Source organism: Salipiger bermudensis, from assembly GCF_017309175.1.
GTDB classification, from domain to species: Bacteria; Pseudomonadota; Alphaproteobacteria; order Rhodobacterales; family Rhodobacteraceae; genus Salipiger; species Salipiger bermudensis.
The window spans coordinates 46701-69957 of sequence record NZ_JAEKJV010000003.1 but is presented as its reverse complement, the minus strand read 5'-3'; the positions used below and the strand labels follow the sequence as shown (position 1 = coordinate 69957).

Sequence of the window (23257 nt, the reverse complement as noted above, 5' to 3'; positions counted from 1 at the left end):
TGAGGCTATCATGAGGGATCCGTGGCTGACGATTGTCGGGCTCGGCGAAGATGGCGCGGAAGGGCTGCCGCCCGCAAGCCTTGCCGCGCTCGATGCGGCGGAGGTCGTGATGGGGCCGCCACGCCACCTCGCGCTGCTGCCGGACGTGCAGGCGAGAGGCATCGCCTGGCCGGTGCCCTTCGCCGACGGCATTCCGCAGCTTCTGGCCTTGCGCGGGCGGCGGGTGGTGGTGCTGGCGTCGGGCGATCCGTTCTGGTGCGGGGCGGGGACGGTGTTGGCGCGTCATCTGGGTCCCGGGGAGTGGCGCGCGCTGCCCGGGCCGTCATGCTTTTCGCTGGCGGCGAGCCGGATGGGCTGGGGCCTCGAGAGCGTGCTGTGCCTCGGGCTGCACGCCGCCCCCCTGAGCCGCCTGCGCCCGCATCTGGCGCCCGGCGCGCGACTGGTGCTGACGCTGCGCGACGGGGACGCGGTGGCGGCGCTTGCGGGCGTCCTTTGCGAGGCGGGGTTCGGCGCCTCGCGTGTGACGGTGATGGAGGCGCTCGGCGGCCCGCGTGAGCGGATCACGACCAGCCGCGCAGATGCCTTGCACGGCAATTTCGCGCATCCTCTGTGTGTCGCGCTCGAGGTGGCGGGGCCGGGGGCCGCGCTGCCGCTCGCCGCGGGGCGGGGCGATAACTGGTTCGAGAGCGACGGCCAGATCACCAAACGCCCGGTGCGGGCGCTGACCCTGTCGGCGCTGGCCCCGAGGCAAGGCGAGCACCTGTGGGACATCGGCGGCGGCTCGGGCAGTATCTCCATCGAGTGGCTGCTGTCGCACCCCTCGCTCAGCGCCACCGCCATCGAGCCGCGCGCCGATCGGGCGACGCGCATCCGAGGCAACGCGGGGCGGCTCGGCGTCGACCGGCTGCAGGTCGTCACCGGGTCGGCGCCTGAGGCGCTCGACGGGCAGGAGGCGCCGGATGTGGTGTTCATCGGCGGCGGGCTCGATGCGGCGCTGCTCGGCTGGCTCGAGGCGCGGCTCGCGCCGGGCACGCGTCTCGTGGCCAACGCGGTGACGCTCGAGACCGAGGCGCTTTTGCTTGAGGCGCAGGTCCGGCGCGGTGGCGACCTGCTGCGCATCGAACTGGCGGCTTCGGCGCCCTTGGGAAGCCGCCGCGGCTGGACGCCGTCGCGGCCCGTCGTGCAGTGGAGTGTGACGTTGTGATCGTCGCCGGGTTCGGATTCCGGGCAGGGGTCAGCGCGCAGAGCCTTGCCGACGCGCTGGCGCTGACCGGGGCGGCACCGGACGCGCTGGCCACCGCCGAGGACAAGGCTGCGCACCCGGCCTTACGCGCCCTTGCCCACGCGCTGAACCTGCCGGTCCACGCGCTGCCTGCCGCAGCGCTCGACCAGCCGACCGCGACTAACTCCGCGGCGTCGGTCGCGGCGCGGGGCACCGGCAGCGTTGCCGAGGCCACGGCGCTCGCGGCGGCCGGCCCCGGCGCGCGCCTGCTCGCACCGCGCCAGATTTCACCCGACAGGATGGCCACATGCGCCATCGCGACAGGAGACCCCTAATGACGGTTCACTTCATCGGCGCCGGACCCGGCGCTCCAGACCTGCTGACCCTGCGCGGGCGCGACCTGATCGCGGCCTGCCCGGTCTGCCTCTATGCCGGCTCGCTGGTGCCCGAGGCGGTGCTCGCGCATTGCCCGGAGGGGGCGCACATCGTCAACACCGCGGCGCTCGACCTCGATGCGATCGTGGCCGAGATCCGCGCCGCGCACGCGGCAGGCCAAGACGTGGCACGGCTGCATTCCGGCGACCTCTCGGTCTGGTCGGCCATGGGCGAGCAGCTGCGGCGGCTGCGGGCCGAGGGCATCCCGGTCTCGGTCACGCCGGGCGTGCCGGCCTTTGCCGCCGCCGCCGCCGCGCTCGGGGCGGAACTGACGCTGCCGGGGCTGGCGCAGTCGGTGGTCCTGACGCGGACGCAGGGCCGGGCCAGCTCGATGCCGGAGGGCGAGACGCTGGCCAATTTCGCCGCAACCGGCGCGACGCTGGCGCTGCACCTGTCGGTGCAGAACCTCGCGACCGTGGTGGCCGAGCTTGCGCCGGTCTACGGTGCCGACTGCCCGGTGGCGGTGGTCTACCGGGCGAGCTGGCCCGACGAGCGCATCCTGCGCGGCCGGCTTTCCGATATCGAGGCCCGGATGGAGCCGCAGATCACCCGTACGGCGCTGATCCTCGTGGGTCCCGCGCTGGCCGGCGAGGGCTTTGACGAAAGCTGCCTCTACGCCCCCGATTACGACCGGCGCTACCGCCCGCAAAGCGCCTCGAGCCCGTGGTCGGGCTGGAGCGAAGACTGATGCTCGGGGTTCTGATCTCGGCCCCGTCCTCGGGCACCGGCAAGACCACGGTGATGCTCGGGCTTCTGCGCGCTCTCTCCGAGGACGGGCTCGCCGTGCAGGCGTTCAAGTCGGGCCCGGACTATATCGACCCGGCCTTCCACCGCGCCGCCTGCGGGCGGCCCTCGTTCAACCTCGACAGCTGGTCGATGGGCGAGGGGCTGCTCTCGGCCATTGCCGGGCAGGCGGCAGGCGCCGGGATCTGCGTCGCCGAGGGCTCGATGGGGCTCTACGATGGGGTCGCGACGCGCGGCCTCAGCGGCTTTGGCACCAGCGCCGAGACCGCGCGGCGCATGGGCTGGCCGGTGGTGCTGGTGCTCGACGTGGGCGGACAGGCGCAGAGCGCCGCCGCCACGGCGCTGGGGTTCCGCAGCTACATGCCCGAGCTGCCCTTCGCCGGGGTCATCCTCAACCGCGTGGCCTCCCCCCGGCACGAGCGGCTGATCCGGGCGGGCATGGAGCGCGCCGGCCTGCCGGTGCTGGGCGTGCTGCCGCGGCGTGGCGACCTGACCCTGCCCGAGCGCCATCTGGGCCTGATTCAGGCGGTGGAGCATCCTGATCTCGAGACCGCGATTGCGGGCTACGCGGCCTTCCTGCGTGACCATGTCGATCTGGCGGCGATCCGCGCCGCCGTCTCCGGCCATCCGCTGGGCGAGGCCGGGCCGCTGCCCGCGCCGCCCGCGCAACGCATCGCGCTGGCGCAGGATGCGGCGTTTTCGTTCACCTATCCGCACCTGCTCGAGGGCTGGCGCGCGGCGGGGGCCGAGATCCTGCCGTTCTCGCCACTGGCCGACGAGGCCCCCGATGCACGCGCCGATCTGGTCTGGCTGCCCGGCGGCTACCCGGAGCTGCACGCCGGCCGGCTGGCCGCGGCGCGGCGGTTCCGCGCCGGGCTGCGCGCCCATGCCGAGACCCGCCCGGTGCATGGCGAATGCGGCGGCTACATGGTTCTGGGGCAGGGGCTGATCGACAAGGATGGCACCCGGCACGAAATGGCGGGCCTGCTGGGGCTGGTGACGAGCTACGAGCGGCGCAAGTTCCACCTCGGCTATCGCCGGGCGGTGCTGCACGCGCCGATGCCGGGCCACGCGGCGGGCACCGCCCTGCGCGGGCACGAGTTCCACTACTCGACCATCCTCGAGCAGCCCGATCCGGCGCTGGCCGAGGTCGCGGATGCCGACGGCGCTCTGGTGCCGGAAACCGGCTCGCATCGCGGCCCTGTCAGTGGCACCTTCTTTCACCTGATCTCGCAAGAGGAGCGCGCGTCATGAGCGGATTCGTCAGTTTCGTGGGGTCCGGCCCCGGCGATCCGGAGCTGCTGACCCTCAAGGCCGTGGACCGGCTGGGCCGCGCCGAGGCGGTGCTGTTCGACGATCTCTCCGCCGGGCCGATCCTCGCCCATGCCAACCCCAAGGCGGATCTGGTTGGGGTCGGCAAGCGGGCCGGGCGGGCCTCGCCCCGGCAGCACCATGTCAGCCGGCTGCTGGTCGACTATGCCCGCACCGGGCAGCGCGTGGTGCGGCTGAAATCCGGCGACAGCGGGCTGTTCGGCCGCCTCGAAGAAGAGCTTCTGGCGCTGCGCGAGGCCGGCATCGGGTACGAGATCATCCCCGGCGTGCCGTCTGCGGTGGCGGCGGCGGCGGCCTGCGGCATCCCTCTGACCCGGCGGCTCACCGCGCGGCGGGTGCAGTTCGTCACCGGGCACGGCGCCACCGGCGCGCTGCCCGACGATATCGACCTCGCGGCGCTCGCGGATGCCGGCGCCTCGACGGTGGTGTTCATGGGCAAGCGCACCTTTCCCAAGCTCGCCGAGATGCTCTTCGCGCGCGGCCTGCCGCCCGGGACCCCGGCGCTTCTGGCCGAGGCGGTCTCGACCCCCGAGCAGCAGCTCCACCGCAGCACCGTCGCCACTCTGGCCGAGCGCCTGCAGGCGGGCTTTGCTGACGCGCCGGCGCTGATCCTCTACGGGCCGCTGGCCGAAATCGGGGTGGGCTTCGATGACTGAGCTCTGGCTGATCGGCATCGGCACCGGCAACCCGGCGCACCTGACGCTCGAGGGCCGGCAGGCCCTGCGCGAGGCGGCCTGCGTGCTGCTGCCGCGCAAGGGGGCGGGCAAGGACGATCTCGCGCATCTGCGGCTTGCGATCCTCGCGGAGTCCGGCAGCGCCGCCGAGGTGATCCCTTTCGACATGCCGTTGCGCAACGAGGCGCTGCCCTATGCCGAGCGGGTCGCGCGCTGGCACGATGCCATCGCCGTGCGCTGGCAGGCGGCGTTGGAGCGCGCGCCAGAGGGGCCGGTGGCGCTCTTGGTGTGGGGCGATCCGGGACTTTACGATTCCACCCTGCGCATCGCCGCGCGGCTGCCGGGGCCGACGCAGTTGCGGGTGGTGCCGGGGATTACCGCCCTGCAGGCCCTGACCGCCGCCCACGCGACCCCGTTCAACACGATCAACGGCGCGGTCACGGTGACCACCGGCCGGAGGTTGCGCGACGGGGGCTGGCCCGAGGGTGTCGAGAGCGTGGTGGTGATGCTCGACGGGGAATGCAGCTTCCGCAAACTGCCGCCCGAGGGGCTTCGGATCTGGTGGGGCGCATTTCTCGGGATGCCGGAGCAGGTGCTCGACCACGGAGCGCTGTCAGAGGCCGGACCGCGTATCGTGGCGCAGCGAGCCGAGGCCCGTGCCCGGCATGGCTGGATCATGGACACCTACCTGCTGCGCCGCGCGCCGGTCTAGACCGGCACCAGACGCCCGTCGCGCAGCTCCAGAGCCTCGGGCGCCAACGCCGCGCGGAAAGAGGGGGCGTGGCTGACCAGGAGGATCGCCTGCGGCAGGGCACAAAGGATCTCGAGCAGGCGCGCCTCGTTCTTGGTGTCGAGCGCGTTTGTCGGCTCGTCGAGCAGCAGCGCCTCGGGCTCCATCGCCAGCACTGCGGCCAGCGTCACCAGACGCTTCTCGCCCCCCGAAAGCTTGTGGGTGATGCGCCCTTTCAGGTGCATGAGGTCGAGATCGTCCAGAACCTTGTCGACGATGGCCAGCGCTTCGTCCCGAGAACGTCCGAGATTGAGCGGGCCGAAGGCGATGTCCTCGGCCACGGTCGGGCAGAAGAGCTGATCGTCGGGATCCTGAAAGACCAGACCGACGCGGCGCCGCAGCTCGTGGAAATCGCCCTCTTTCGAGCGTGATGTGCCGAACGCGGTGATCGTACCCGAGTCCGGCGCCTGCAGCCCCATGATGATCCGCAGAAGGGTCGACTTGCCCGAACCGTTGGGCCCGGTCAGGGACAGGCGCTGGCCGGGCGCAAGGCGGAGCGAGGCCCCGTCGAGCACCGGCGGATGGCCGGGATAGGCAAAGCGGATGTCCCGCAGATCGAGCAGCGTCATAGGGTATCCAGCAGCAGAAGGCCAAGGCAGAGCGCGGTCATCGCCGCGCCGACGACCCGGTCGCGCCCGGTCAGTGCGAAGTCCTGCAGCAGGAGCAACCGGCCCGAGAAGCCCCGGCATTTCATCGCCCCGAGGATGCGCTCGGAACGTTCGATGGCCCGTACCAGCATCATGCCGACAAGATAGCCGAAGCTGCGATAGGTGTGCCAGTTGCTGCCGGGGCGGAAGCCGCGCACCTTCATCGCGCCGCGCAGGCGCAGGTATTCCTCGCGCAGGACCTCGATATAGCGGATCGTGAACATCAGCAGGTGCACCAGCGTTTCGGGGCAGCGCAGCCTGTGCAGCGCGTGGCCCAGCGTCACCGGCTCGAGCGTTCCGACCAGAACCATCAGGGCGAGGATCACCGCATTGGCGGTCAGGGCGATCTCGACCGCCTGCCAGAGCCCGGCCCAGCTGGCGGTGAGGCCCCAGATCGTGACGATCGGAGGGCCCGGGACCGAGAACGGCAGCAGCACCAGCATGAACAGGATGAAGCCGTCCATCATTGCCATCCGCCTCAGGGTGGGCACCGGTGGCAACCGCGACGCGGCAAGTAGCAGCAGCGCCGTGGCCAGCGCGGCGCAGAGCGCCGGCAGCGAGGTCAGCGCCACCGTGACGGTGCCGAAAAGGCAGGCCATGACGATGCGCAGACGCGGATCGAGTGCTCCGATGATCCCCGCCCGATCGCTGTCGCCGGCCTCGGAGAGGGTCGCCTCGCGATGTCCGAGCGCATGTGCCATCAGCCCGCGAGCCTGCGCCGTGCGGCAAGGTAGAAGCCCAGCCCGAACAGCCCGACGATATAGCCGATGCCGCCGAGGATGGTCTGCAGGTCGTTGTGCTCTCGATAGGCGGCGATCTCGCGACGCAACGGGCGGATCTCGTTGCGCACCGCCTCGGCGATGGCCCGCCGCTGGGTCTCGGCAAGCGCGGCCATGCTGGCGTCGGCGTCGGGGGCAGGAGCGGCGGGCGGTTCGGCCTCCGGGGTGGCGGGTGCGGCGGCACCGAGGATTCCCGCCACCTCTTCGGCCGGCATGGTGACTTCGGCCACGTGACCGGCGCCGAGATCGGCACGGAAGGTGTGAGCGACGGGCGCGGTCGGGACGAAGAGGAAGAAGCCGTCCTCGTCGGTGATCGTGCGGCCAAGCTCGGCCCCGTCCGGCCCGGTCACGACGACCTCGGTCCCCGCGGCCATGTCGCCGTTCGAGAAGCCGAGCTCGCCCTCGATGGCATCACCGGACGGAAACACACCGGCGATGACCTTGTGGGCCAGAGCGGGCAGTGGCGCGCAGAGCAGCGCCGCGATCAGGAAAAGATGTCTCATGCGATGGCGTTCCGGGTGAAGAGCTCCGGTTTGACCTTGCGGGCGAGCAGCACGGCAAAGCCGGTGAGCAGCGCCTCGATGGCCATGACCGGAATATGGGCAAAGAACACGAGCTTGGCGGCGGGCAGGAACGCGTCTCCCGACAGCGCCAGCGACAGGGCGACCATCGCGGTTGTCCCGGCGATGGCGAAGCCGCCGCCAAGGCCGCCCCAGAGCGCGCCCTGACCGGGAGTGCCGCGCCCGATCAGCCGCCCGAAAATCAGCCCCGCCAGCACCGCTGGCAGGGCGATGTTGAGGGTGTTGATCCCAAGGACCGTGAGCCCGCCGAAGCCGAAGAACACCGCCTGCAGCAACAGGCCGACGAAGAGCGCCGGAAAGGCGGCCCAGCCGAGCAGCAGCCCGGCCAGCCCGTTGAGGATCAGATGCACCGAGGAGGGCCCGATCGGCACGTGGATCAGCGACGCGACGAAGAAGCTTGCAGATAGAACGCCCGCGGTCGGGATCCGGTCGATGTCGAGCGATCTCAGGCCCATGGCGATGCCACCGGCGGCGGCGATGCCGCCACCGAGGACCACCGCGTTCGACAGGGCGCCGTCGACGATGTGCATGCGCGCCTACTCCAGATCCCAGGCGCGGATCCAGATCACCGCGTCCTGGCTGAGTTCCTTGCCCTCGTGCTCGGTCTCGGGGCCCGAGCCTAGCGCGGCAAAGCCCCAGTAGCCGGCCTTGGGGACGCCGAAGGTGAAGTAGCCATTGGCGTCCGAGACCGCCACCACGGCCCCGCCCGGCAGCGGCGAGACGGTTGGCTCGGAGGATGCCATGCTCTCCATGTCGGGCTCGGCCGCCATGTACTCGATCTCGATTTCTGCCCCGGCAACCGGGGCGCCATCGGCGACAACCTGGCCTGTGAAGGTGCCCCCGGCGATGACGTTGTAGGGCTTGTTCAGCGGGATGATCTCGGTTGGCAGGCCGACCGGCTGGTCCCAGTCGGTGGGCAGTTCGTTGCGGTTCAGGAAGGCCTTGGTGATCTGCTGGATATAGAGATCCTCGGAGTCCTCGTAATAGGGCTGCGGCACCGTCACCAGCACGTAATCGCCCGAGCGCCTGACCGGCACCGTGCCCCGGAAGGCCGCGCCCTCGTTCTCGCCGCCGCTGAACATGACCGGTTCGAGCGTGCCGAGAAGATCTGTCTTCTCGCCGTTGTGGATCATGAAGAACGCTTCGGGCGTCTCCAGGTCCATCACGTGGCCGTTCTCGAACGGGTGCCAGAAGATCAGCTTCACCGGCACATCGCCAGGCGTCTCGATCATCGTGTCGGTGGTGTATTCCAGCAGGAAATGCGCCTGCGCGGCTGCCGGGATGGCAAGCGCCGCTGCTGCGGCAATCAGGGTCGTCTTCATCAGGCTCGTCGTCCTTGTCCTTTGCGCCACACCCGGCGCAACTGTCTTTGAGACATCGGGACAAGAGCTTGCGATCCTCGCGCGCGGACAGGGCCGGCACCACGCGGATCCGCTCTGGCGCTCACCCCGACGCCCGGCTTGGCGCCCGTTCCAGGGGCGCGTATCCGGCAGGTCTCCTGACTTGCGGGTCGTCGCGCGGGCTGGCCTTCCCGGATTGCTCCAGTGGCACGATCAGCCGTTGCTTGCCGCTTACAGTTGCGGGGGCAGTCGCAGAATTAGCCGTGACCGAATGGCCCGTGCCGCACTGCGTTCCCTTCTTGCGCCCGGGGCAGAGACTGCACCGGGACCGGATATGCGTCAGTGATGCCAGAGTTTTGCCGCACGCGTCAATCGGCGTCTCGCCGCAGGGCAGCGAGACGCGCCACCGCGACCCTGTCAAGGACCTGCGGCAGCCACTCGGGCTGCCGGGGCTTGCCGCGGCGCTGGTGCAGGCGGCCCACCATCCGACATTCCCGGTCGGAGCCCGGCCGAGGCACCCTCCGGGCGTGGCCATCCGAAGCCGCCACCAAGCGTCTTGGCAAGTTTGCAACATCGTTTGGAAACCTTAAACATGCAATTGCATGTTATGCCATGCCCGGAGTAAGCGAACGTCAAGCCAGGCCCTGCCCAGCCAACCTTTGGGAATTTGTGAGGGGAACAGGGATCATGGCATCGACCATCACCAAAACGGTATTGCTGGCCGGCACCGCAAGCGCGGCGTTCGCGGCGCAGGGCTGGGGGCAGGAGCTTGAGGGCTACTACGCTCTAGACCCGTTGTATTTCGAACAGCTTGACGGCCTTGCCGGAGCCGCGGACCGCGCCACGTCGATGTACGTGTCGGGGCGCGAGCTTGAACATGCGCGCACCGGCGATCTGAAGGACCTGTTCTCCGGTATTGCCTCGGTGAGTGTCGGCGGGGCCATCCCCGTCGCCCAGAAGATCTTTGTCAACGGCGTCGACATGCTCAATCTCGGCGTCGTGGTCGACGGCACCGCGCAGAACAACCGCACCTTCCATCACGCCACCGCGAACGCCATCGATCCCGGCCTGCTGGAAGAGGTGCGTGTCGATGCCACCGTCTCGCCCGCCGATGCCGGGCCCTATGCGCTGGCCGGCTCGGTGGTGATGGAGACCGTGGACCCTGAGCGCCTGCTGGGCGAAGGGCGCAACTTCGGCGGCAATGTGCGCCTGAGCTACGGCGACAACGGCGAGACCTTCCAGCGCGCGCTGACGCTTGCGGGCCGCACCGGCGGGCTGTCGGTGCTGGGCTATGCCAAGCGTGCCACCGGCGAGGACTATGTCACTGGCGATGGCGACACCATGGGGGGCACCGCCGCCGATCTCGACAGCCTGCTCGGCAAGATCGCCTACGAGAGCGAAAGCGGTCATCGCATCGAGTTCTCGGGCCAGCAGCTTCGGGATGACACGTTGCGCCAGTACCGGGCCAATTTCGGCGGCGACGACTCGGACCTGCGCACCTACGACACCACGCGCACCAGCTATTCGCTGCGCTACGAGAACACCGTCGCCACGGGGCTGTGGGATCCCTCGGCGCATCTTGGCTATTCCGAGAGCGACATCATCATCGAAGAGCCATATGACAGCAACGGCCTGTCCTGGACCAAGTCGGCGACGCTGATGAACACCTTCAACCTCGCGACAGGCACGGTCAACGCGGGCTACGACTGGCGCGAGCGCTTCGGCGAATACGACAGCCCCGCCTTTGACGAGTACCAGACCGAACAGAGCGTCACTCACGGCCTTTTCGCACAGGCCCGTCTGCAGCCGACCGACGCGCTCGGCCTGTCCTTCGGCGCGCGCTACGACTGGCAGGAGTTCGAGGGCGTCACCGGCGAGGAGGTGTCCCATTCCGGTGCCTCGGGCAACCTTTCGGCGACCTACGCGGTCACCAATGAGCTGACGCTGCGCGGCGGTGTCTCGTCGGTCTTTGGTGGCATCGACATCGAGGACAACTACACCTATTGGGAGTTCCTGCCGCCTTTCGACTATGGCACGCTCGATCCGTCCCGCGCCCGCAATGCCTCGCTGGGCCTCGACTGGGAGCGCGGCAGGCTCAAGCTTGGCGGCGAGCTCTTCATCACCCAGATCGACAATGCCCGCGGCGGCACCGACAATTTCGACTTCGAGAGCCGCGGCGTCAACATCGGCGCGAGCTACGGCTGGGACAGCGGATTTGCCCGTTTCACTCTTTCGAAAAGCGACACCCGCATCGACGGAGACCGGTCCGACAGCTACGACCAGCTTGATTTCGGTGCGCCGCTCGGCACGGTCATGGCGTTCGAGATCGATCAGGAGACCGGCGTAGATGGACTGAACGTTGGTGGCGGCATAGATGCCGCGCTCGATTACGAGATGCCCTCGGGCCTCGAGGATCTCGAGGGTTACACCGTCGTCAATGCCTATGCCGAGTACGTGCCGCCGCAGCTCGACAACATCACCGTGCGCGCGTCCGTCGACAACCTGTTCGACACGGAATACGCGGATCGCGCCACCTATGGCAGCGACTACGCCGGCTTCACCACGCTCAAGGAGCCGGGGCGGACGTTCTCCCTCACCGTCGTCGGACGCTTCTAGGCACCGCACCGCGCCGCGCCCGCAGGTCGGGCGCGGTGCCCCATTCAGGGATAGAGCCGGATCAGCATCCGTGACAGCGCATAGGCCTCCTCGGTGCTCATCCGTGGACCGAGCCGCGCGCGAATGGCCTCCTCGTAGACCCTCCAGAGCCGTTCGTGCAGCCCTTGCCCGGCCTCGGTCAGCGCGAGCATCTGCCCGCGCCCCGGCCCCGGTCTCGGGCTGCGGCGAATCCAGCCGGTCGCCTCGAGCCGGGCGGCGTGTCGTGATAGCGAATATTGCGGCATGAACAGCTTGTCTTCGAGCGTGGCCATCGCGATGCCATCCGGGCCGGCGCGCTCAAGCTCGAGCAGGATCTCGTACCAGACCGGATCATCGACGCCCTCGCCCTTGAGCGCGCGGGCGATGTCGGGGCCAAGGCAGCGCTGGATCCGCAGAAGATTGAACCAGACGCGGTTGTAGGCCATCTCGTCGTAGGAATCTGATGCGAATGCCGGGTGCCTGCTGTCGGTGCCTTGCGCGCTCACGTCGGGTCTCCAGAGTGTTTCCGGGATCGGGATACCCGGCCCGGGCCGGCGGGCCAAGGCCCGGCAGCGATGCTGGCGAGCGACGCGCACATCTTGACCCCGACCACGCCACTTTCCGAGCGAGGGAGGAGGGGCCAGCCTGTCGGTCGAGGCGCAAGAGACAGGGAGGTTGGTTCAGCCCGCTTGTCGCTGAGGCCGCAGCCGCCAGTCCTCGGAACGGATCGGGCGCCACCGTCGCGCGGTGCCCGATCCGTTGTCACGTCATCGTTTCGGCAAAAGCCTCGAGCAGCCTGAGCCGATCGGTGGCATACTCGACGATCTGGCTGGCGGTGTCCGTGGGCACGCTGTCGGGCAGCAGCTCGAGCGCGCGATGCAGCGCACCGGGCGCGGCGGCCAGGAGATCGCGGACGGCGCGATGCCGCGCCTCAACCGGCACACCGGCGCGATGTGCGGTTTCGTCGAAGTGCCGTGGCAGGATCTTGTCGAGACGATAGTGGCCGCGCTTGCCGACCGACATGGCCAGCTGGAGATCCTTGTGCCGGAACCCTGCGCGCAGCCGTTCAGGGGCGGCGCTCATGATGTCGTAAAGCGGCGTCATGCGAAAGCCGTCGCCCTCGAGGAAGATCGAGTAGTTCTTGGCATGCCCGTCGATCGCCGCGATCATCCAGTTGAAGATCTGCGCTTTCAGGAAGGCCGCCTGATCGTCGATCGGGGTGTCGGACTGCTGCAGCAGCGCGAAGCACTCTGCCATCGATGGCCCGCCATGCTGCTGGTACTTCTCGGCCGAGAATCGGCCCATCGCCTGCAGGAAATCCTCCTGCGGCACCCGCACGAGGCCGCCGGCCCGTCTTGGCCGCCGGTCGAAGCGCTCGACGACCAGGGCGATCTGGTCCTCGAACTGGTGGATCTCGGCCTGGTTCGCCGGCAGTCCCATCTCGCGGGCGAGCAGGAGGCAGAAATACTCGTTCTCGACGCTTCCGCTCATGTCGAGCCCGCCGCCCACGATGCCCATGGGGCGCTTGAAGATATGCGTCGTCGGGGTCGATCCGAGCGGGCGCATCCAGGCGCCGTCCTTGCGCAGATAGGCGGTCTTTTCCTGTGCCCCCGCCAGCGAGATCCGAAACGGCGCGCCGGGGTCGATGCCCAGCGGGGTGGTGCTCAGCGACCTGAGCGTGTCTGCGATCTCCGCCTCGGATTGAGCCTCGCCGTCGATCCGGAACGGGTCGGGCGGGGTCGCGCCATGCGGCAGGAACTGCATCGCGCCAACGCAATCCTGTCCGATCGCGGCCAGAAGGTCGTGGGGCCGGTCGCTGCGCGCCTCGGTGCGCTCCGCGATCTTCTTCCTCAGGTCGGCGCCATCGGGGAGCAGGTTTTCGAACACCGCGTCCACCTCATCGCCCGCGCGTATGTCCGGCCCAAGCGGAAGGCGGCGCGAGATCGGGAAGGCATACGCCCAGCCCAGCCAGTCTTCGGCGTATTGGAAGCTCGCGCCGGCAGAGGGGCGGTAGCGATAGTAGCCGGCCAGCCGCCCGTTGACATGGACGTCGAGCGTGCGGGTCAGAGGCTTGCGACCCATCAGAAGATGTCTTCGGGCCGGGGGCGGGCGGTCTCGGGTGAGGCGCCTTGCCGTGGCAGGAGAGCGAGGTCGAGTTCCAGCGCGGCGACGACCGCCAGCAGGAGGCTCAGTTTCGGCTCATGCGCGGCGGTTTCGATCCGCGAGACCTGCCGCGCATCGGTGCCGGCAAGGCGCGCCAGATCCGCCTGCGACCAGCCCTTCGCCTTGCGGAGGCGGCGGATCGCGTGACCAAGCGATGTCGCGTCGCGGAATGTGGTCGCATCCATGGGACACCCTTATGCCATCCGTGTAGGAGCTTCAGGATATGCCATTCTTGTAGTAAATGCAATATACAACACGTATGTTGTATTTGTCGGATATGCCAGAGATGGCAACTTCCGGCTGCGCGCGCGAGCCAGTGCCCAGCCGCGCGAAGGTGCTCCGGACCCGCGCAACAAACCTGCGATCCCGGCTCTTCACCGCCGACTTGGGCGTCAGGGCTGCGCCGGGGTCGCGGAATTCGCCACCCCGGCCCGCTGTTTCAGGTCAGCTCTGCGCCTCGGTCGGGGCGGTGCTGAGTTCCGCGACGACACCTTCTAGGAAGGCGACGCAAGCGTCGAGCTGGTCAAGCGCCACGAACTCGTTGGGCTTGTGCGCCTGCTCGATCGAGCCCGGCCCCACGATTACCGAGGGGATGCCGCCGATCAGCTCGAAGATCCCGCCCTCGGAGCCGTAGGAGACCTTGCCGCCCCACGCCTCCGGCATCAGCCGGGCGTAGCGGGCAAAGCCCGCGGTGTTGCGCGCCTCGCCCATCGGAGGGTAGGAGAAAATCTTTTCGAAGGCGATGCCGGTTCCGGCGGTCTTGGCGGACATCTCGGCGCTGACCTCGGCCTCGATCCGCCCGAGCAGCTCGGCCATGTCGGCTTCCGGGTCCATGCCGGCGATCGAGCGCAGCTCGAAGGTGAAGCTGCAGCTGTCCGGCGTGACGTTGGTCGCGACCCCGCCCTCGATCATCGTGGCCAGCATGGTCGCGTGCGGCACGGTGAAATCGCGGTCGAACGGACCCTCGGTCTCATACCGCTTGCCGCGCTCCGAGATCATCGCGATGGCGCGGGCGGCGTATTCGACCGCGTTGACGTGTTCGGGGGCGAAGGACGAGTGCCCCGATGTGCCGGTGACATGCGCGCGCATGGCGATCTTGCCCTTCTGGCCGGTCACCAGCTCCATCATCGACGGCTCGCCGATGATGGCGAACTCGGGCGGCACCGGCAGCGCTGCCAGATGCCGCGCGATCGCCGGCGCCCCGAGGCAGCCGACCTCTTCGTCATAGGAGAAGCAGAAATACACCGGGCGCGAGAGCTGCGCGGCCGCCAGCTGCGGTGCGACCGCCATGGCGCAGGCGGCAAATCCCTTCATGTCGCAGGCGCCGCGCCCGTAAAGCTTGCCGTCGCGGATCTCGGCGGTGAAGGGGTCGCTCTGCCACTCGGGCTCGTCCGCCGGAACCACGTCGGTATGGCCCGACCAGACCACGCCCGCGACCCCTTCGGGCCCGAAGGCTGCGACGAGGTTGGCCTTGGTGCCGGTCTCGTCGGGAAGGATGGTGATCCGCGCCCCCAGCCCTTCGAGAAAGGCGGCCATGTGGTCGATCAGCGGACGGTTGCCGTTGCGGGACACCGTGTCGAAGCCGATCAGGTCCGAGAGGTGCTGCGCGGCGCTGGCCTGCCGGTCTTGGGCGGCGGGCTGTGTCTCGCTCTGCAGGGTCATTGGGCTACTCGTCTTTCTGTCTTGGATTTCAGGATTTCGCGGCGCACCGTGATGAACAGGACGAACACGATGAGCGCGGCAAACACCCAGGTGATTGGCGACGACAGTAGCACTGCCGGCTCCCCGCGCGAGATCGCAAGTGCGCGACGAAGATTTTCTTCCAGCATCGGGCCGAGGATGAACGCGATGAGGAACGGCGCTGCCGGGATATTCAGCAGGAACATCCCGAAGCCCACCACGCCCATGACCAGCAGCACCGCCACGTCGAAGGGGCTCGAGGCGATCGAGTAGATGCCGAAGATGCACAGCAGCAGGACCAGCGGCGTCAGCAGCGTCTGCGGGATGTGCGAGACCTTGGCGAACATCCGCATCGTCGCCTTGCCGGCGAAGAACAGCAGCACCGACGAGACCAGCATGCCGATCAGGAGCATGTAGACCTCGTGGATGTTGGTCTGGAACAGCAGCGGCCCGGGCGTCAGGCCCTGGATCATGAAGGCGCCCAGCATGACCCCGGTGATCACGTCGCCGGGCACACCGAGGGCCAGCAGCGGGATCATCGTGGCACCGCAGGCCCCGTTATTGGCGGATTCCGACGCAGCGATGCCCTCGAGCTCGCCCTTGCCGAAATTGGCGCCGTTCTTCGAGCTGCGCTGCGCCTCGCCATAGGAGAAGAAGGCCGCCGAGGACGGCCCGATGCCGGGAATGGCGCCCAGAACGGAGCCGATCACCGACCCCTTGAGGATGCTCTTGAGCGAGCCCATGAACTCTGCGCGTGTCACGTGCTGCGCGCCGAGGGTGGCGGCCTCTTCCTTCTTGGCGGCACGCATCACCACCAGCTTGATCAACTCGGGCAGGGCGAAGAGGCCAATGAGCACCGGCGCGATCGACAGGCCCGCCTGCATGTCCGGGGTGAAGGCGAAACGGAACGAGCCGTACATGTCCTCGCCCACGGTCGCCAGCAGCAGACCCAGCGCCGCCGAGACCAGCCCCATCAGCAGCGAGCTGCCCGAGACGCCGGCCACGGTGGTCAGCGCGAACAGCATCAGCATGAAGAACTCGGGCGGGCCGATGCGCAGCGCCAGAACGGCGAGCGGCGCGGCGAAGAAGATCAGCGACAGGTTGGAGATGAAGTCGCCGGTGACCGACGAATAGAGCGCCATGTTGAGCGCCTTGCCAGCCTTGCCCTGCTGCGCCAGCGGGTAGCCGTCGAGCGCGGTGCAGGCGGCCGAGGCGGTGCCCGGCGTCTTGATCAGGATCGCCGAGACCGAGCCGCCATAGGTCGAGCCCTTGTAGAGCGCGACCAGCAGCAGGATCGAGGGCACCGGGTCCATGTAGAAGGTGAAGGGCAGCGCGAGGGTCACGGCCATGGTGCCGGTCATGCCGGGGATGGCGCCGACGATGACGCCGCCCCAGATGCCCGCGACCATGATCAGCAGGTTCTGCAGCGTCGCCACGGCGACCAGCGCGGAGAGGATTTCATTGAGCATGGGGATCTCCGATCAGAAGCCGAAGGGCTTCGTCAGCACGCCCTTGGGAAACTGGGTGCCGAGCGCGGAATTGAAGAACAGCTGCAGCAGGATCGGCGCGCCGAAGGCGAGCAGGGCGATCCAGATGCGGTGGCCGCGCTCGCCGGTCATCAGCACGATGCAGAGCGTGAGCAGCATCGTCGAGACCAGGAAGCCGAGCAGCGGAATGGCCACGAGGAACAGCACGAAGGCCAGCATCAGCCCGGCGAAACGGCCCGTCATGCGGGCGGGGCTGCTGCCATCCGTCTCAAGAGGCGGCTCGTCGGCCTGCGGGCGGGTGACGGCGAAGAGCAGCGCCAGGGCGCCAAGCGCGATGCCAGCGAGCGAGACGGTGCGCGGCCACATGTCCGGCGGCGGGGCGAAGCCGGGAATGAAGGCGGGGCGCGGCACGAAGGCCGGAACGAGGACGAAGGCGGTCAGCGCGAAGAAGGCGACAATGATCAGCCCCCGCAGGACGGGCTTGGGCATGCGACACTCCGGGAAAGAGGGGGCCCCGGTGGCGCGGGGCGGAACGGTGGCGCGGCCCGTCTTGTCGGGGCCGCGCCGATCGGTCGTCAGGTCAGCCGGGCCGCGGCGCGGCCCGGGGCGCTCAGTTCGACAGGTAGCCGAAATCCTGCGCCAGGCCGTGGAACAGCTCGTACTGGCTCTGGGCGTAGTCGCTCATGTCGACATCGCCGATGGTCGAGATCGAGCCGCGGCGCGCCGCGAGGTCGAGCCATTTCTCGTCGGTGGCGACCTCGGCCAGCACGTCCTGCCACTTGGCGGTCACCTCTTCGGGCAGGTCCTTGGGACCGTAGAGCGCGCTCCAGCCGGCGATCTGGCCGGCCTTCTCGTAGCCAAGCTCGGCCGCGGTCGCGACGTCGGGCAGGGTGTCCATGCGCTTGGGCGCGAACACCATCAGCGCCTTCAGGTCACCGCTTTCGATATGCGGCATCAGCGAGCCCGCCGCCATGGCGACGAAATCGACGTGGCCGCCGAGCAGTGCGGTGGCCAGCGCGCCGCCACCCTTGTAGGGCACCAGCGTCGCGGCGGTGAGCGGGTCGAGATCGTTGTCGGCCAGCAGCGCCTGCGTGGTGAAGCCGTCGATCGCGGTCGCGCCGGAGGCGGCGTAGGTCATACGGCCGTTGCTGTCCTCGATCGCGGTCACCAGCTCTTCGGCGGTGTCATAGGGGGCATCGGCACGCACCGCGAGGATCATCGGCGTGGCTTCGAGCGCACCGAGGAAGGTGTAGGCGTCCCACGGCACGGCGTTGCCCGGGGTCACGGCGGGCGACAGCGCCATGCCGACGCGGGCAAGCAGCAGGGTGTAGCCGTCGGCATCCGCCTCGGAGACCGAGCGGGCACCGTTCATGCCGCCGGCGCCGGGCTTGTTCATCACGGTGACCGGCTGGCCGAGGAAGGGCTGCGCGGTCTCTGCCAGCGCGCGGCCGGCGAGATCGGAGGCACCGCCGGGGCCATAGGGGACCACGAGGGTCACCGCCTGATCGGGATACTCCTGGGCCGCGGCGGGCCCGGTTGCTGCGATCACGGCGAGGGCGATCGTTCCAAGAAGTTTTTTCATGTTTGCCTCACATCTGCGCCGGCAGGGCCGGTCTGTTGGATGCGCCGCACCATTCACAGTATGCGAAGATTGACAATAGATCGCCTCTGTTTGCATAAATTGCATACTGAGGGAGCAAGCTATGTTCAAGACACGCGAATTGGAGGCTTTTGACGCCTATATGCGGCTGGGCGGGGTCAAAATGGCCGCGGAAGACCTTGAGACGAGCCAACCGATGGTGAGCCGATTGCTCTCGGCGCTGGAGGAAAAGGTCGGCTTCGACTTGTTTCTGCGCAAACGGAATCGCCTTGCCCCGACGCCCGAGGCGTTCCGATTCCACCAGACCGTGGTGCGCCATCTCGCCGGGTTGCGCAGCCTCGAGCAGGAGGCGGTGGCGATCTCCAACGGACAGGTCGGGCACCTTGTGATCGCTGCCCAGCCGATCTTCTGCGACACCTTCCTGCTCGATGCGCTGCAGAGCTTTCGCGAGAGCCATCCTCTCGCGACCGTGCAGATCGTCGATGTCGGCATGGCCGAGCTCCTGCGCATGATCAGCGAGCAACGCTGCGACCTGGCCTTCGGGATCACGCTCAACGCCGAGGCGTTTGGCGGCGATGCGCGCGCGCTGGCGCACTGCGAAGCGCATTGCATTTTGCCGAAGGGTCATCCCCTTGGTGACGTTGAGGAAATTCCTCTGCCACGGTTGCGCAAGGAGTGGTTTATCGACCTTGCCGAGGGCAGCCCGTTGCGCCAGCGCGTCGATCACATGATGGAGACCATCAATGTCGACCGCACCATCGCCGCGGAGCTGCGAACGCTGCACGGCGTGGTGCGCCTCGTCGAACGTGGCGTTGGTGTCGCGATCGTCGATCCCGTGGCAAGCCAGCTGCTCGATCCCGGGAAGGTCTCGTCGCACAGGCTGCTTCCGGCGATCACCTGGGACATCGCTCAGTTCGTTCCGCGCGATCGCCCCCTGAGCACCGTCGGGCTGGCCTTTGCCGAGGCGGTCTCGTCCGAGATCGACCGGCTCAAGCGCGCGGGCGTGGTAAGCTGAGCGCCGTCATCGCGACTGTCTCGTTGCCCTCAAGAGAGGATCCGTCGTCGCCGCTGTATCCCGGTTCAGACGTTGCCGGAGAAGGGGCTCTCGCCGATATGCTCGTCATAATAGCGCAGCACGGTCGGTATGCTGACAAGGATATGTTCACGCATGGTTTCGGCGGCGCCGGGGATATCGCCGCGGCGAAGCTCGGCAACCAGCTGGACATGGTAGTCCAACGTGCCGTTCTGACGCGCGCGGCCCTTCAGGGATGAAAAGCGCAGCGGCTGGCAGATCATGTTCATCTGGAGGATCGCGCGCTTCAATGGCAGGTTCGCGGCGTGGTCGAGAATGGCAGTGTGAAAGGCGATGTTGCCCTCGAGATGGGCATCGACATCTTCGTTCACCATCGCCTCGCGCATGACCGCGTTGTGCCGTTCCAGCTCGGTTATGAGCCCCTCGAGATTGCCGCGGGTCTCGAGCGCAAGCACGGCTTTCGCCTCCAGATCGGCGCGGAGCTCGTAGAGGTCGCGGACCTCGCTGCGGGTCATCTTGCGAACCCGGAAACCACGCCTCGGAATGTGGACCACCAGCCCCTGAACCTCGAGCAGTCGCAGCGCTTCGCGCACCGAGGCGCGTGACGCGCCGACCCGGGCCTCGAGATCCTGTTCGCCCAGGCGGTCGCCGGGAACGTAGCTGCCCTCCACGATCAGGCGACGGATGCGCTCCATGACTTGATAGGTGAGAGTCTTGTCGAGGGGCATACGGTTGCGAGATCCTGCAGGCTGTGCGCGCTAGGGTAGACGGTCAGGTTCCGGCAGGCAAATCGCCTGGAGCCCGTTTCGTGAAGAAGGGCATTTTCCCCGACAGGACAAGGGCCTGATCCGCACAAAACATGTCGGCGTAGTGGAGGATGTGCTCCAGTGGACCCTGCCCGCGGAAGGGCGCATCGACCGCGTGCGTCGCGACGGCTGCGATGATCGCTTCGTCTAGGCCGATCTCGGCCAGCATTAGCGAGGCCAAGACACCGTGCGGCAGCCTCTGAGAGACGATCGTGGCGTCTACATTGCCGTCAGGCCCCGGGCGGTAGAGGAGCGCCTTGTCGAGATCGTGGAGCAGAAGCGTGGCAATCAGGGCGTCGCGATCAATCTGAGCCAGCCAGAGCGCTTCGGCAGAGGCGCGCAGCGCCAGGCCGGTCTCGCAGACCTCGCGTGTGTGGCGCAACAGCCCGTAGCCGGTGCTGGGCGCGAAGACCATGTCTTCGAACCGCGTGAAGTCCGACGAGGCAAGCGCCGAGCCCCAGGCCTTGACGACCTGCGCGCGCAGCGGGCGCGGCAGCTCGGAGAGGCGAGGGAGCGCCGCAGCAAGCGCGGCTTCGGTCTCGGGGGCAACCTCGACGATACGATAGCTTTTCATGGGTATACGCTCCTTCGGTCAGACCATCAGCGGAAGGTAGGTGACGACGGCGAGCACCACGAACATCGCCGCGAGATACCAGACCATGTATGGAAAGGTCTCCTTGATCGGGGTGCGGGTGATGCCGCAGACGGTCATCAGGACCGTCGCGACCGGCGGGGTCTGCTGGCCGATGGCGAGGTTGACGCAGGTAAGGATGCCGAAATGCACCGGATCGATTCCGAAGGAGAGCACCACGGGCATCAAGACTGGCACGACCACGATGATGGCGGCCGTTGCCTGAAGAAACATGCCCGCTACGAGCAGAAGGAGGTTGATGTAGAGGAGCAGCAGCCACGCGCTTTCGGTCGTGTCGCCGAGTTGCGCCGCGAGGCGCTGCGGCACCTGTTCGTTTGCCAGCACCTGTCCGAGAATGGCCGAGGCTGCGACGATGATCAGGATCGAGGCGGATTGGTGGGACGTTGACACGAGCAATCGCCACAGCGTGGCGAGTGAAAGCTCGCGCAGCACGAAGCCGTAGAGCAGCGAGGCGATGACACCGATCGCCGCGGCCTCGGTGGGGGTCACGATCCCGCCGATCAGACCCCCGATGACGACGACCGGAATAAGCAGGGGCACCAGCGCCCGGCGCAGCGCCGCGAGCAGGGCTGCGACCGCGAAGGCCGCGTCCCGGGGATGGTTCTCGCGGCGAGCGAAGAGCCGGTTGGTGATCATGAAAACGATCCCGAGCCCTATTCCGGGCGCGAGACCGGCAAGAAAGAGGTCGCGGATCGAGGTATTGGAGACGGCCCCGAAGATCACCATGGCGATGGATGGCGGGATGATGATGCCGATGATCGCCGAGGCGGCAGTGACGGAGACCGAGAATGCCCTTGGATAGCCCGCGCGTTCCATCTGCGGCACGAAAAGCTTGCCCATCATGGCGGCATCGGCGACGGCTGAGCCGCTCATCTCGGCCATCAGCATCGAGGAAACCACATTAACGTGGGCAAGCCCGCCCGACATCCAGCCCACGAGCGCGCGGCTGAGATCGATGAGGCGGGCTGCGATCGACGTGCTCGACATGATCTCGCCCATCAGGATGAAAAGCGGCACGGCGAGGATGACGAAGCTTGCCGAACCCGAGAACAGCGTGACCGGCAAGGTGGGCATCCCGATGCCAGCGAGGGCCATGAAGCCGGTGGCCGAGAGAAGCATGGCGAAGGCCACCGGCAAGCCGATGGCGATCAGGAAGATCATGGTCAGGATGAGGGCAATGGCCAAGTCGGGCTCCGTTCAGTCGGTTTGGTCAGGCGCGGCGGGGCGCAATGCGTTCCACAGAAAAGCCACCGCCATGAGTGCGAAGGAAACCGGCAGGGCCGACAGGAACACCCCTCGCGGCATGTCGACGGAGCGCAGGCTGGAATGTCCGATTACGGTGAGCACTTTCCATGACTGCCAGGCGACGAACAGGCAGTAGGCCGACAGCGCTGCCTGAAGCGCCCGGTCTAGGATGCGGCGAAAGCGGGCGGGCAGGCGCTCGCTCAGGAAGGGGAAATCAAGGTGAAGCCCTTTTCGGGCGCAGGCGTAGCTTCCGAGGAAGATCATCCAGACAAGAGTGTAGGCGGCCACCTCATCGCTCCAACCCAGCGACTCGTTGAGGACGTATCGGAACCACACCGCGAGCCCCAGAACGATCACCGTGCCGGCGAGGAGAAGCGCCAGCACGGTGTCCGCGATCCGGTCGATCAGACGCAGGATCATCGGTGTTGCCTCAGTCGGCCTGCGCCGCTCGGATGGCATCGAGCCACTCGGAGCCGTTCTCGGCAATGTAGTCATCGTAGACCGGCTGGACTGCCGCCTGGAAGGCGATGAAATCGATCTCGTTGACGGCAGCCTCGGTGGCGATTTCGTCGATCGCGATCTGGTCCTGGGTCGCGGCCTCTTCGAAGGACGGTTCGATGATCACCTCGGCGGCTTCGGCGAAGGCGGTTTTCGCCTCGTCGCTCAGCCCGCTCCAGAAGGTCTGGGAGGCGACCAGGAAGCTCGGTGCGTAGTTGTGGGCGGTCAGGGAAAGATGATCCGAAACCTGGTAGAGCTTGGAGCCTGCAAAGCCGTAGGCCGCCGCTTCAGCGCCGTCGACAACCCCGGTCTGCAGGGCGGTGTAGACCTCGGACCAGTCGATCGGGGTGGGGTTTGCCCCCAGCATGCGGAACACCTCCTGTCGGACCTGTCCCCCGGGGAGGCGGATCTTGAGGCCTTCCATGTCCGCGGGTGTCGTGATCGCCACAGGCGACATCACGTGGCGGAAGCCGTTTTCGTAGATCCCGAGGACCTTGGTCGATGTCCCCGCTTCGGCCGCACCGACAATCTCGGACTTGAGGTCGCCCGTGATGGCGCGTTGCACGTGGGCGCGGTCCTCGAACAGCCAGGGTAGGTCGAAAATCCCGAGCCGGTCATCGGCTTCAGTCATCGGCGTGACGAGGTTGCCCATTTCCAGCGTGCCAAGCTGAAGCTGTTCGAGCGTTGCCTGTTCGTTGCCGAGCTGGGCCGAGGGGAAGAAACGGAACTCGAACGCGCCGGGGAGCCGCGCCTCGACCTGCTCGGCGAAGAGTCGGGCCTGCGAGGCCTGCGGCGAGTTCTCCGCGGTGACGTAGGCAATGCGGACGACTTGTTGGGCAAGGGCAGCACCGGGTAGCAGTACTAGCGCGGCAAGTGCCGTCGCGAGAAGCGTCTGTTTCATCAAAGTTCCCTGTC

General features: G+C 67.9%; 25 protein-coding genes and 1 riboswitch. Of the genes, 8 read left to right on the top strand and 17 right to left on the bottom strand.

Annotated features, from left to right (window positions below; translation table 11 throughout):
* The first annotated feature begins 7 nt into the window (after nt 1-7).
* From cbiE to cobF, 6 genes are read left to right on the top strand one after another with little or no spacing between them, the layout of a single operon-like run.
* Nucleotides 8-1204, top strand: coding sequence for a precorrin-6y C5,15-methyltransferase (decarboxylating) subunit CbiE (cbiE, locus tag JF542_RS05185; RefSeq protein ID WP_207075197.1), 1197 nt, complete (start codon nt 8-10; stop codon nt 1202-1204).
* On the top strand, nt 1201-1557 hold the full coding sequence (locus JF542_RS05180; protein ID WP_207075195.1) for a cobalamin biosynthesis protein: 357 nt from the start codon (nt 1201-1203) through the stop codon (nt 1555-1557). Before cbiE ends, JF542_RS05180 begins: the two co-directional genes overlap by 4 nt.
* On the top strand, nt 1557-2345 hold the full coding sequence (gene cobM / locus JF542_RS05175; protein ID WP_207074999.1) for a precorrin-4 C(11)-methyltransferase: 789 nt from the start codon (nt 1557-1559) through the stop codon (nt 2343-2345). Before JF542_RS05180 ends, cobM begins: the two co-directional genes overlap by 1 nt.
* Complete coding sequence (locus tag JF542_RS05170; protein WP_207074998.1) at nt 2345-3655, top strand: cobyrinic acid a,c-diamide synthase CobB; 1311 nt, start codon at nt 2345-2347, stop codon at nt 3653-3655. The genes cobM and JF542_RS05170 overlap by 1 nt, the downstream gene beginning before the upstream one ends.
* Complete coding sequence (gene cobA / locus JF542_RS05165; RefSeq protein WP_207074997.1) at nt 3652-4389, top strand: uroporphyrinogen-III C-methyltransferase; 738 nt, start codon at nt 3652-3654, stop codon at nt 4387-4389. The genes JF542_RS05170 and cobA overlap by 4 nt, the downstream gene beginning before the upstream one ends.
* Complete coding sequence (gene cobF / locus JF542_RS05160; protein ID WP_207074996.1) at nt 4382-5119, top strand: precorrin-6A synthase (deacetylating); 738 nt, start codon at nt 4382-4384, stop codon at nt 5117-5119. The genes cobA and cobF overlap by 8 nt, the downstream gene beginning before the upstream one ends.
* Here the strand turns inward: cobF and JF542_RS05155 are convergent.
* Genes JF542_RS05155 through JF542_RS05135 form a run of 5 tightly spaced genes read right to left on the bottom strand, consistent with a single transcriptional unit; the run spans nt 5116 to nt 8526 of the window.
* The gene (locus JF542_RS05155; protein ID WP_207074995.1) at nt 5116-5766 is read right to left on the bottom strand and encodes an energy-coupling factor ABC transporter ATP-binding protein; all 651 of its coding nucleotides are present in this window, start codon (nt 5764-5766) and stop codon (nt 5116-5118) included. The genes cobF and JF542_RS05155 overlap by 4 nt on opposite strands.
* The gene (cbiQ, locus tag JF542_RS05150) at nt 5763-6545 is read right to left on the bottom strand and encodes a cobalt ECF transporter T component CbiQ (protein WP_207074994.1); all 783 of its coding nucleotides are present in this window, start codon (nt 6543-6545) and stop codon (nt 5763-5765) included. Before cbiQ ends, JF542_RS05155 begins: the two co-directional genes overlap by 4 nt.
* Complete coding sequence (locus JF542_RS05145) at nt 6545-7126, bottom strand: cobalt ABC transporter permease (RefSeq protein ID WP_207074993.1); 582 nt, start codon at nt 7124-7126, stop codon at nt 6545-6547. The genes cbiQ and JF542_RS05145 overlap by 1 nt, the downstream gene beginning before the upstream one ends.
* Entirely contained in the window at nt 7123-7734 is a 612-nt protein-coding gene (gene cbiM / locus JF542_RS05140; protein ID WP_207074992.1) for a cobalt transporter CbiM, read from the bottom strand. Before cbiM ends, JF542_RS05145 begins: the two co-directional genes overlap by 4 nt.
* A 6-nt stretch (nt 7735-7740) precedes the next feature.
* Nucleotides 7741-8526: a DUF4198 domain-containing protein gene (locus JF542_RS05135; RefSeq protein ID WP_207074991.1), complete on the bottom strand. Its 786-nt coding sequence runs from the start codon at nt 8524-8526 to the stop codon at nt 7741-7743.
* Between the two features lie 149 nt (nt 8527-8675).
* Nucleotides 8676-8892: riboswitch (cobalamin riboswitch) on the bottom strand.
* 339 nt (nt 8893-9231) lie between these two features.
* Here JF542_RS05135 and JF542_RS05130 point away from each other — a divergent pair.
* Nucleotides 9232-11160, top strand: a complete 1929-nt coding sequence (locus JF542_RS05130) for a TonB-dependent receptor domain-containing protein (RefSeq protein ID WP_207074990.1) — start codon at nt 9232-9234, stop codon at nt 11158-11160.
* Between the two features lie 44 nt (nt 11161-11204).
* On the opposite strand, the gene JF542_RS05125 is transcribed toward JF542_RS05130, so the two are convergent.
* The 7 genes from JF542_RS05125 to JF542_RS05095 form a co-directional block, all read right to left on the bottom strand.
* Nucleotides 11205-11624: a MarR family winged helix-turn-helix transcriptional regulator gene (locus tag JF542_RS05125; RefSeq protein WP_207075194.1), complete on the bottom strand. Its 420-nt coding sequence runs from the start codon at nt 11622-11624 to the stop codon at nt 11205-11207.
* Nucleotides 11625-11940: 316 nt separating this feature from the next.
* The gene (locus JF542_RS05120) at nt 11941-13260 is read right to left on the bottom strand and encodes a HipA domain-containing protein (RefSeq protein ID WP_207074989.1); all 1320 of its coding nucleotides are present in this window, start codon (nt 13258-13260) and stop codon (nt 11941-11943) included.
* Nucleotides 13260-13526 carry a helix-turn-helix domain-containing protein gene (locus JF542_RS05115; RefSeq protein WP_207074988.1) on the bottom strand — a complete coding sequence of 89 codons (267 nt, stop codon included), beginning with the start codon at nt 13524-13526 and terminating at the stop codon, nt 13260-13262. Before JF542_RS05115 ends, JF542_RS05120 begins: the two co-directional genes overlap by 1 nt.
* Nucleotides 13527-13785: 259 nt before the next feature.
* Nucleotides 13786-15003, bottom strand: a complete 1218-nt coding sequence (gene argE, locus JF542_RS05110) for an acetylornithine deacetylase (protein ID WP_207074987.1) — start codon at nt 15001-15003, stop codon at nt 13786-13788.
* Entirely contained in the window at nt 15000-16490 is a 1491-nt protein-coding gene (locus JF542_RS05105) for a tripartite tricarboxylate transporter permease (protein ID WP_007803039.1), read from the bottom strand. Before JF542_RS05105 ends, argE begins: the two co-directional genes overlap by 4 nt.
* Nucleotides 16491-16502: 12 nt before the next feature.
* On the bottom strand, nt 16503-16997 hold the full coding sequence (locus tag JF542_RS05100; RefSeq protein ID WP_007803040.1) for a tripartite tricarboxylate transporter TctB family protein: 495 nt from the start codon (nt 16995-16997) through the stop codon (nt 16503-16505).
* Nucleotides 16998-17118: 121 nt separating this feature from the next.
* Nucleotides 17119-18090 carry a Bug family tripartite tricarboxylate transporter substrate binding protein gene (locus JF542_RS05095; protein WP_207074986.1) on the bottom strand — a complete coding sequence of 324 codons (972 nt, stop codon included), beginning with the start codon at nt 18088-18090 and terminating at the stop codon, nt 17119-17121.
* A gap of 121 nt (nt 18091-18211) precedes the next feature.
* On the opposite strand from JF542_RS05095, the gene JF542_RS05090 reads away from it, so the two are divergent.
* Entirely contained in the window at nt 18212-19123 is a 912-nt protein-coding gene (locus JF542_RS05090) for a LysR family transcriptional regulator (RefSeq protein WP_007803042.1), read from the top strand.
* Nucleotides 19124-19188: 65 nt separating this feature from the next.
* Here JF542_RS05090 and JF542_RS05085 read toward each other — a convergent pair whose 3' ends face one another.
* Genes JF542_RS05085 through JF542_RS05065 form a run of 5 tightly spaced genes read right to left on the bottom strand, consistent with a single transcriptional unit; the run spans nt 19189 to nt 23243 of the window.
* Nucleotides 19189-19869, bottom strand: a complete 681-nt coding sequence (locus JF542_RS05085; protein ID WP_207074985.1) for a GntR family transcriptional regulator — start codon at nt 19867-19869, stop codon at nt 19189-19191.
* A gap of 43 nt (nt 19870-19912) precedes the next feature.
* Nucleotides 19913-20521 (bottom strand): hypothetical protein, encoded by a 609-nt coding sequence (locus JF542_RS05080; protein WP_207074984.1) that lies wholly within the window; start codon nt 20519-20521, stop codon nt 19913-19915.
* Between the two features lie 18 nt (nt 20522-20539).
* Nucleotides 20540-21784, bottom strand: a complete 1245-nt coding sequence (locus tag JF542_RS05075) for a TRAP transporter large permease (protein WP_207074983.1) — start codon at nt 21782-21784, stop codon at nt 20540-20542.
* 12 nt (nt 21785-21796) lie between these two features.
* Nucleotides 21797-22264 carry a TRAP transporter small permease gene (locus JF542_RS05070; protein WP_207074982.1) on the bottom strand — a complete coding sequence of 156 codons (468 nt, stop codon included), beginning with the start codon at nt 22262-22264 and terminating at the stop codon, nt 21797-21799.
* 10 nt (nt 22265-22274) lie between these two features.
* Nucleotides 22275-23243 (bottom strand): TRAP transporter substrate-binding protein, encoded by a 969-nt coding sequence (locus JF542_RS05065; protein ID WP_207074981.1) that lies wholly within the window; start codon nt 23241-23243, stop codon nt 22275-22277.
* Nucleotides 23244-23257 lie beyond the last annotated feature (14 nt).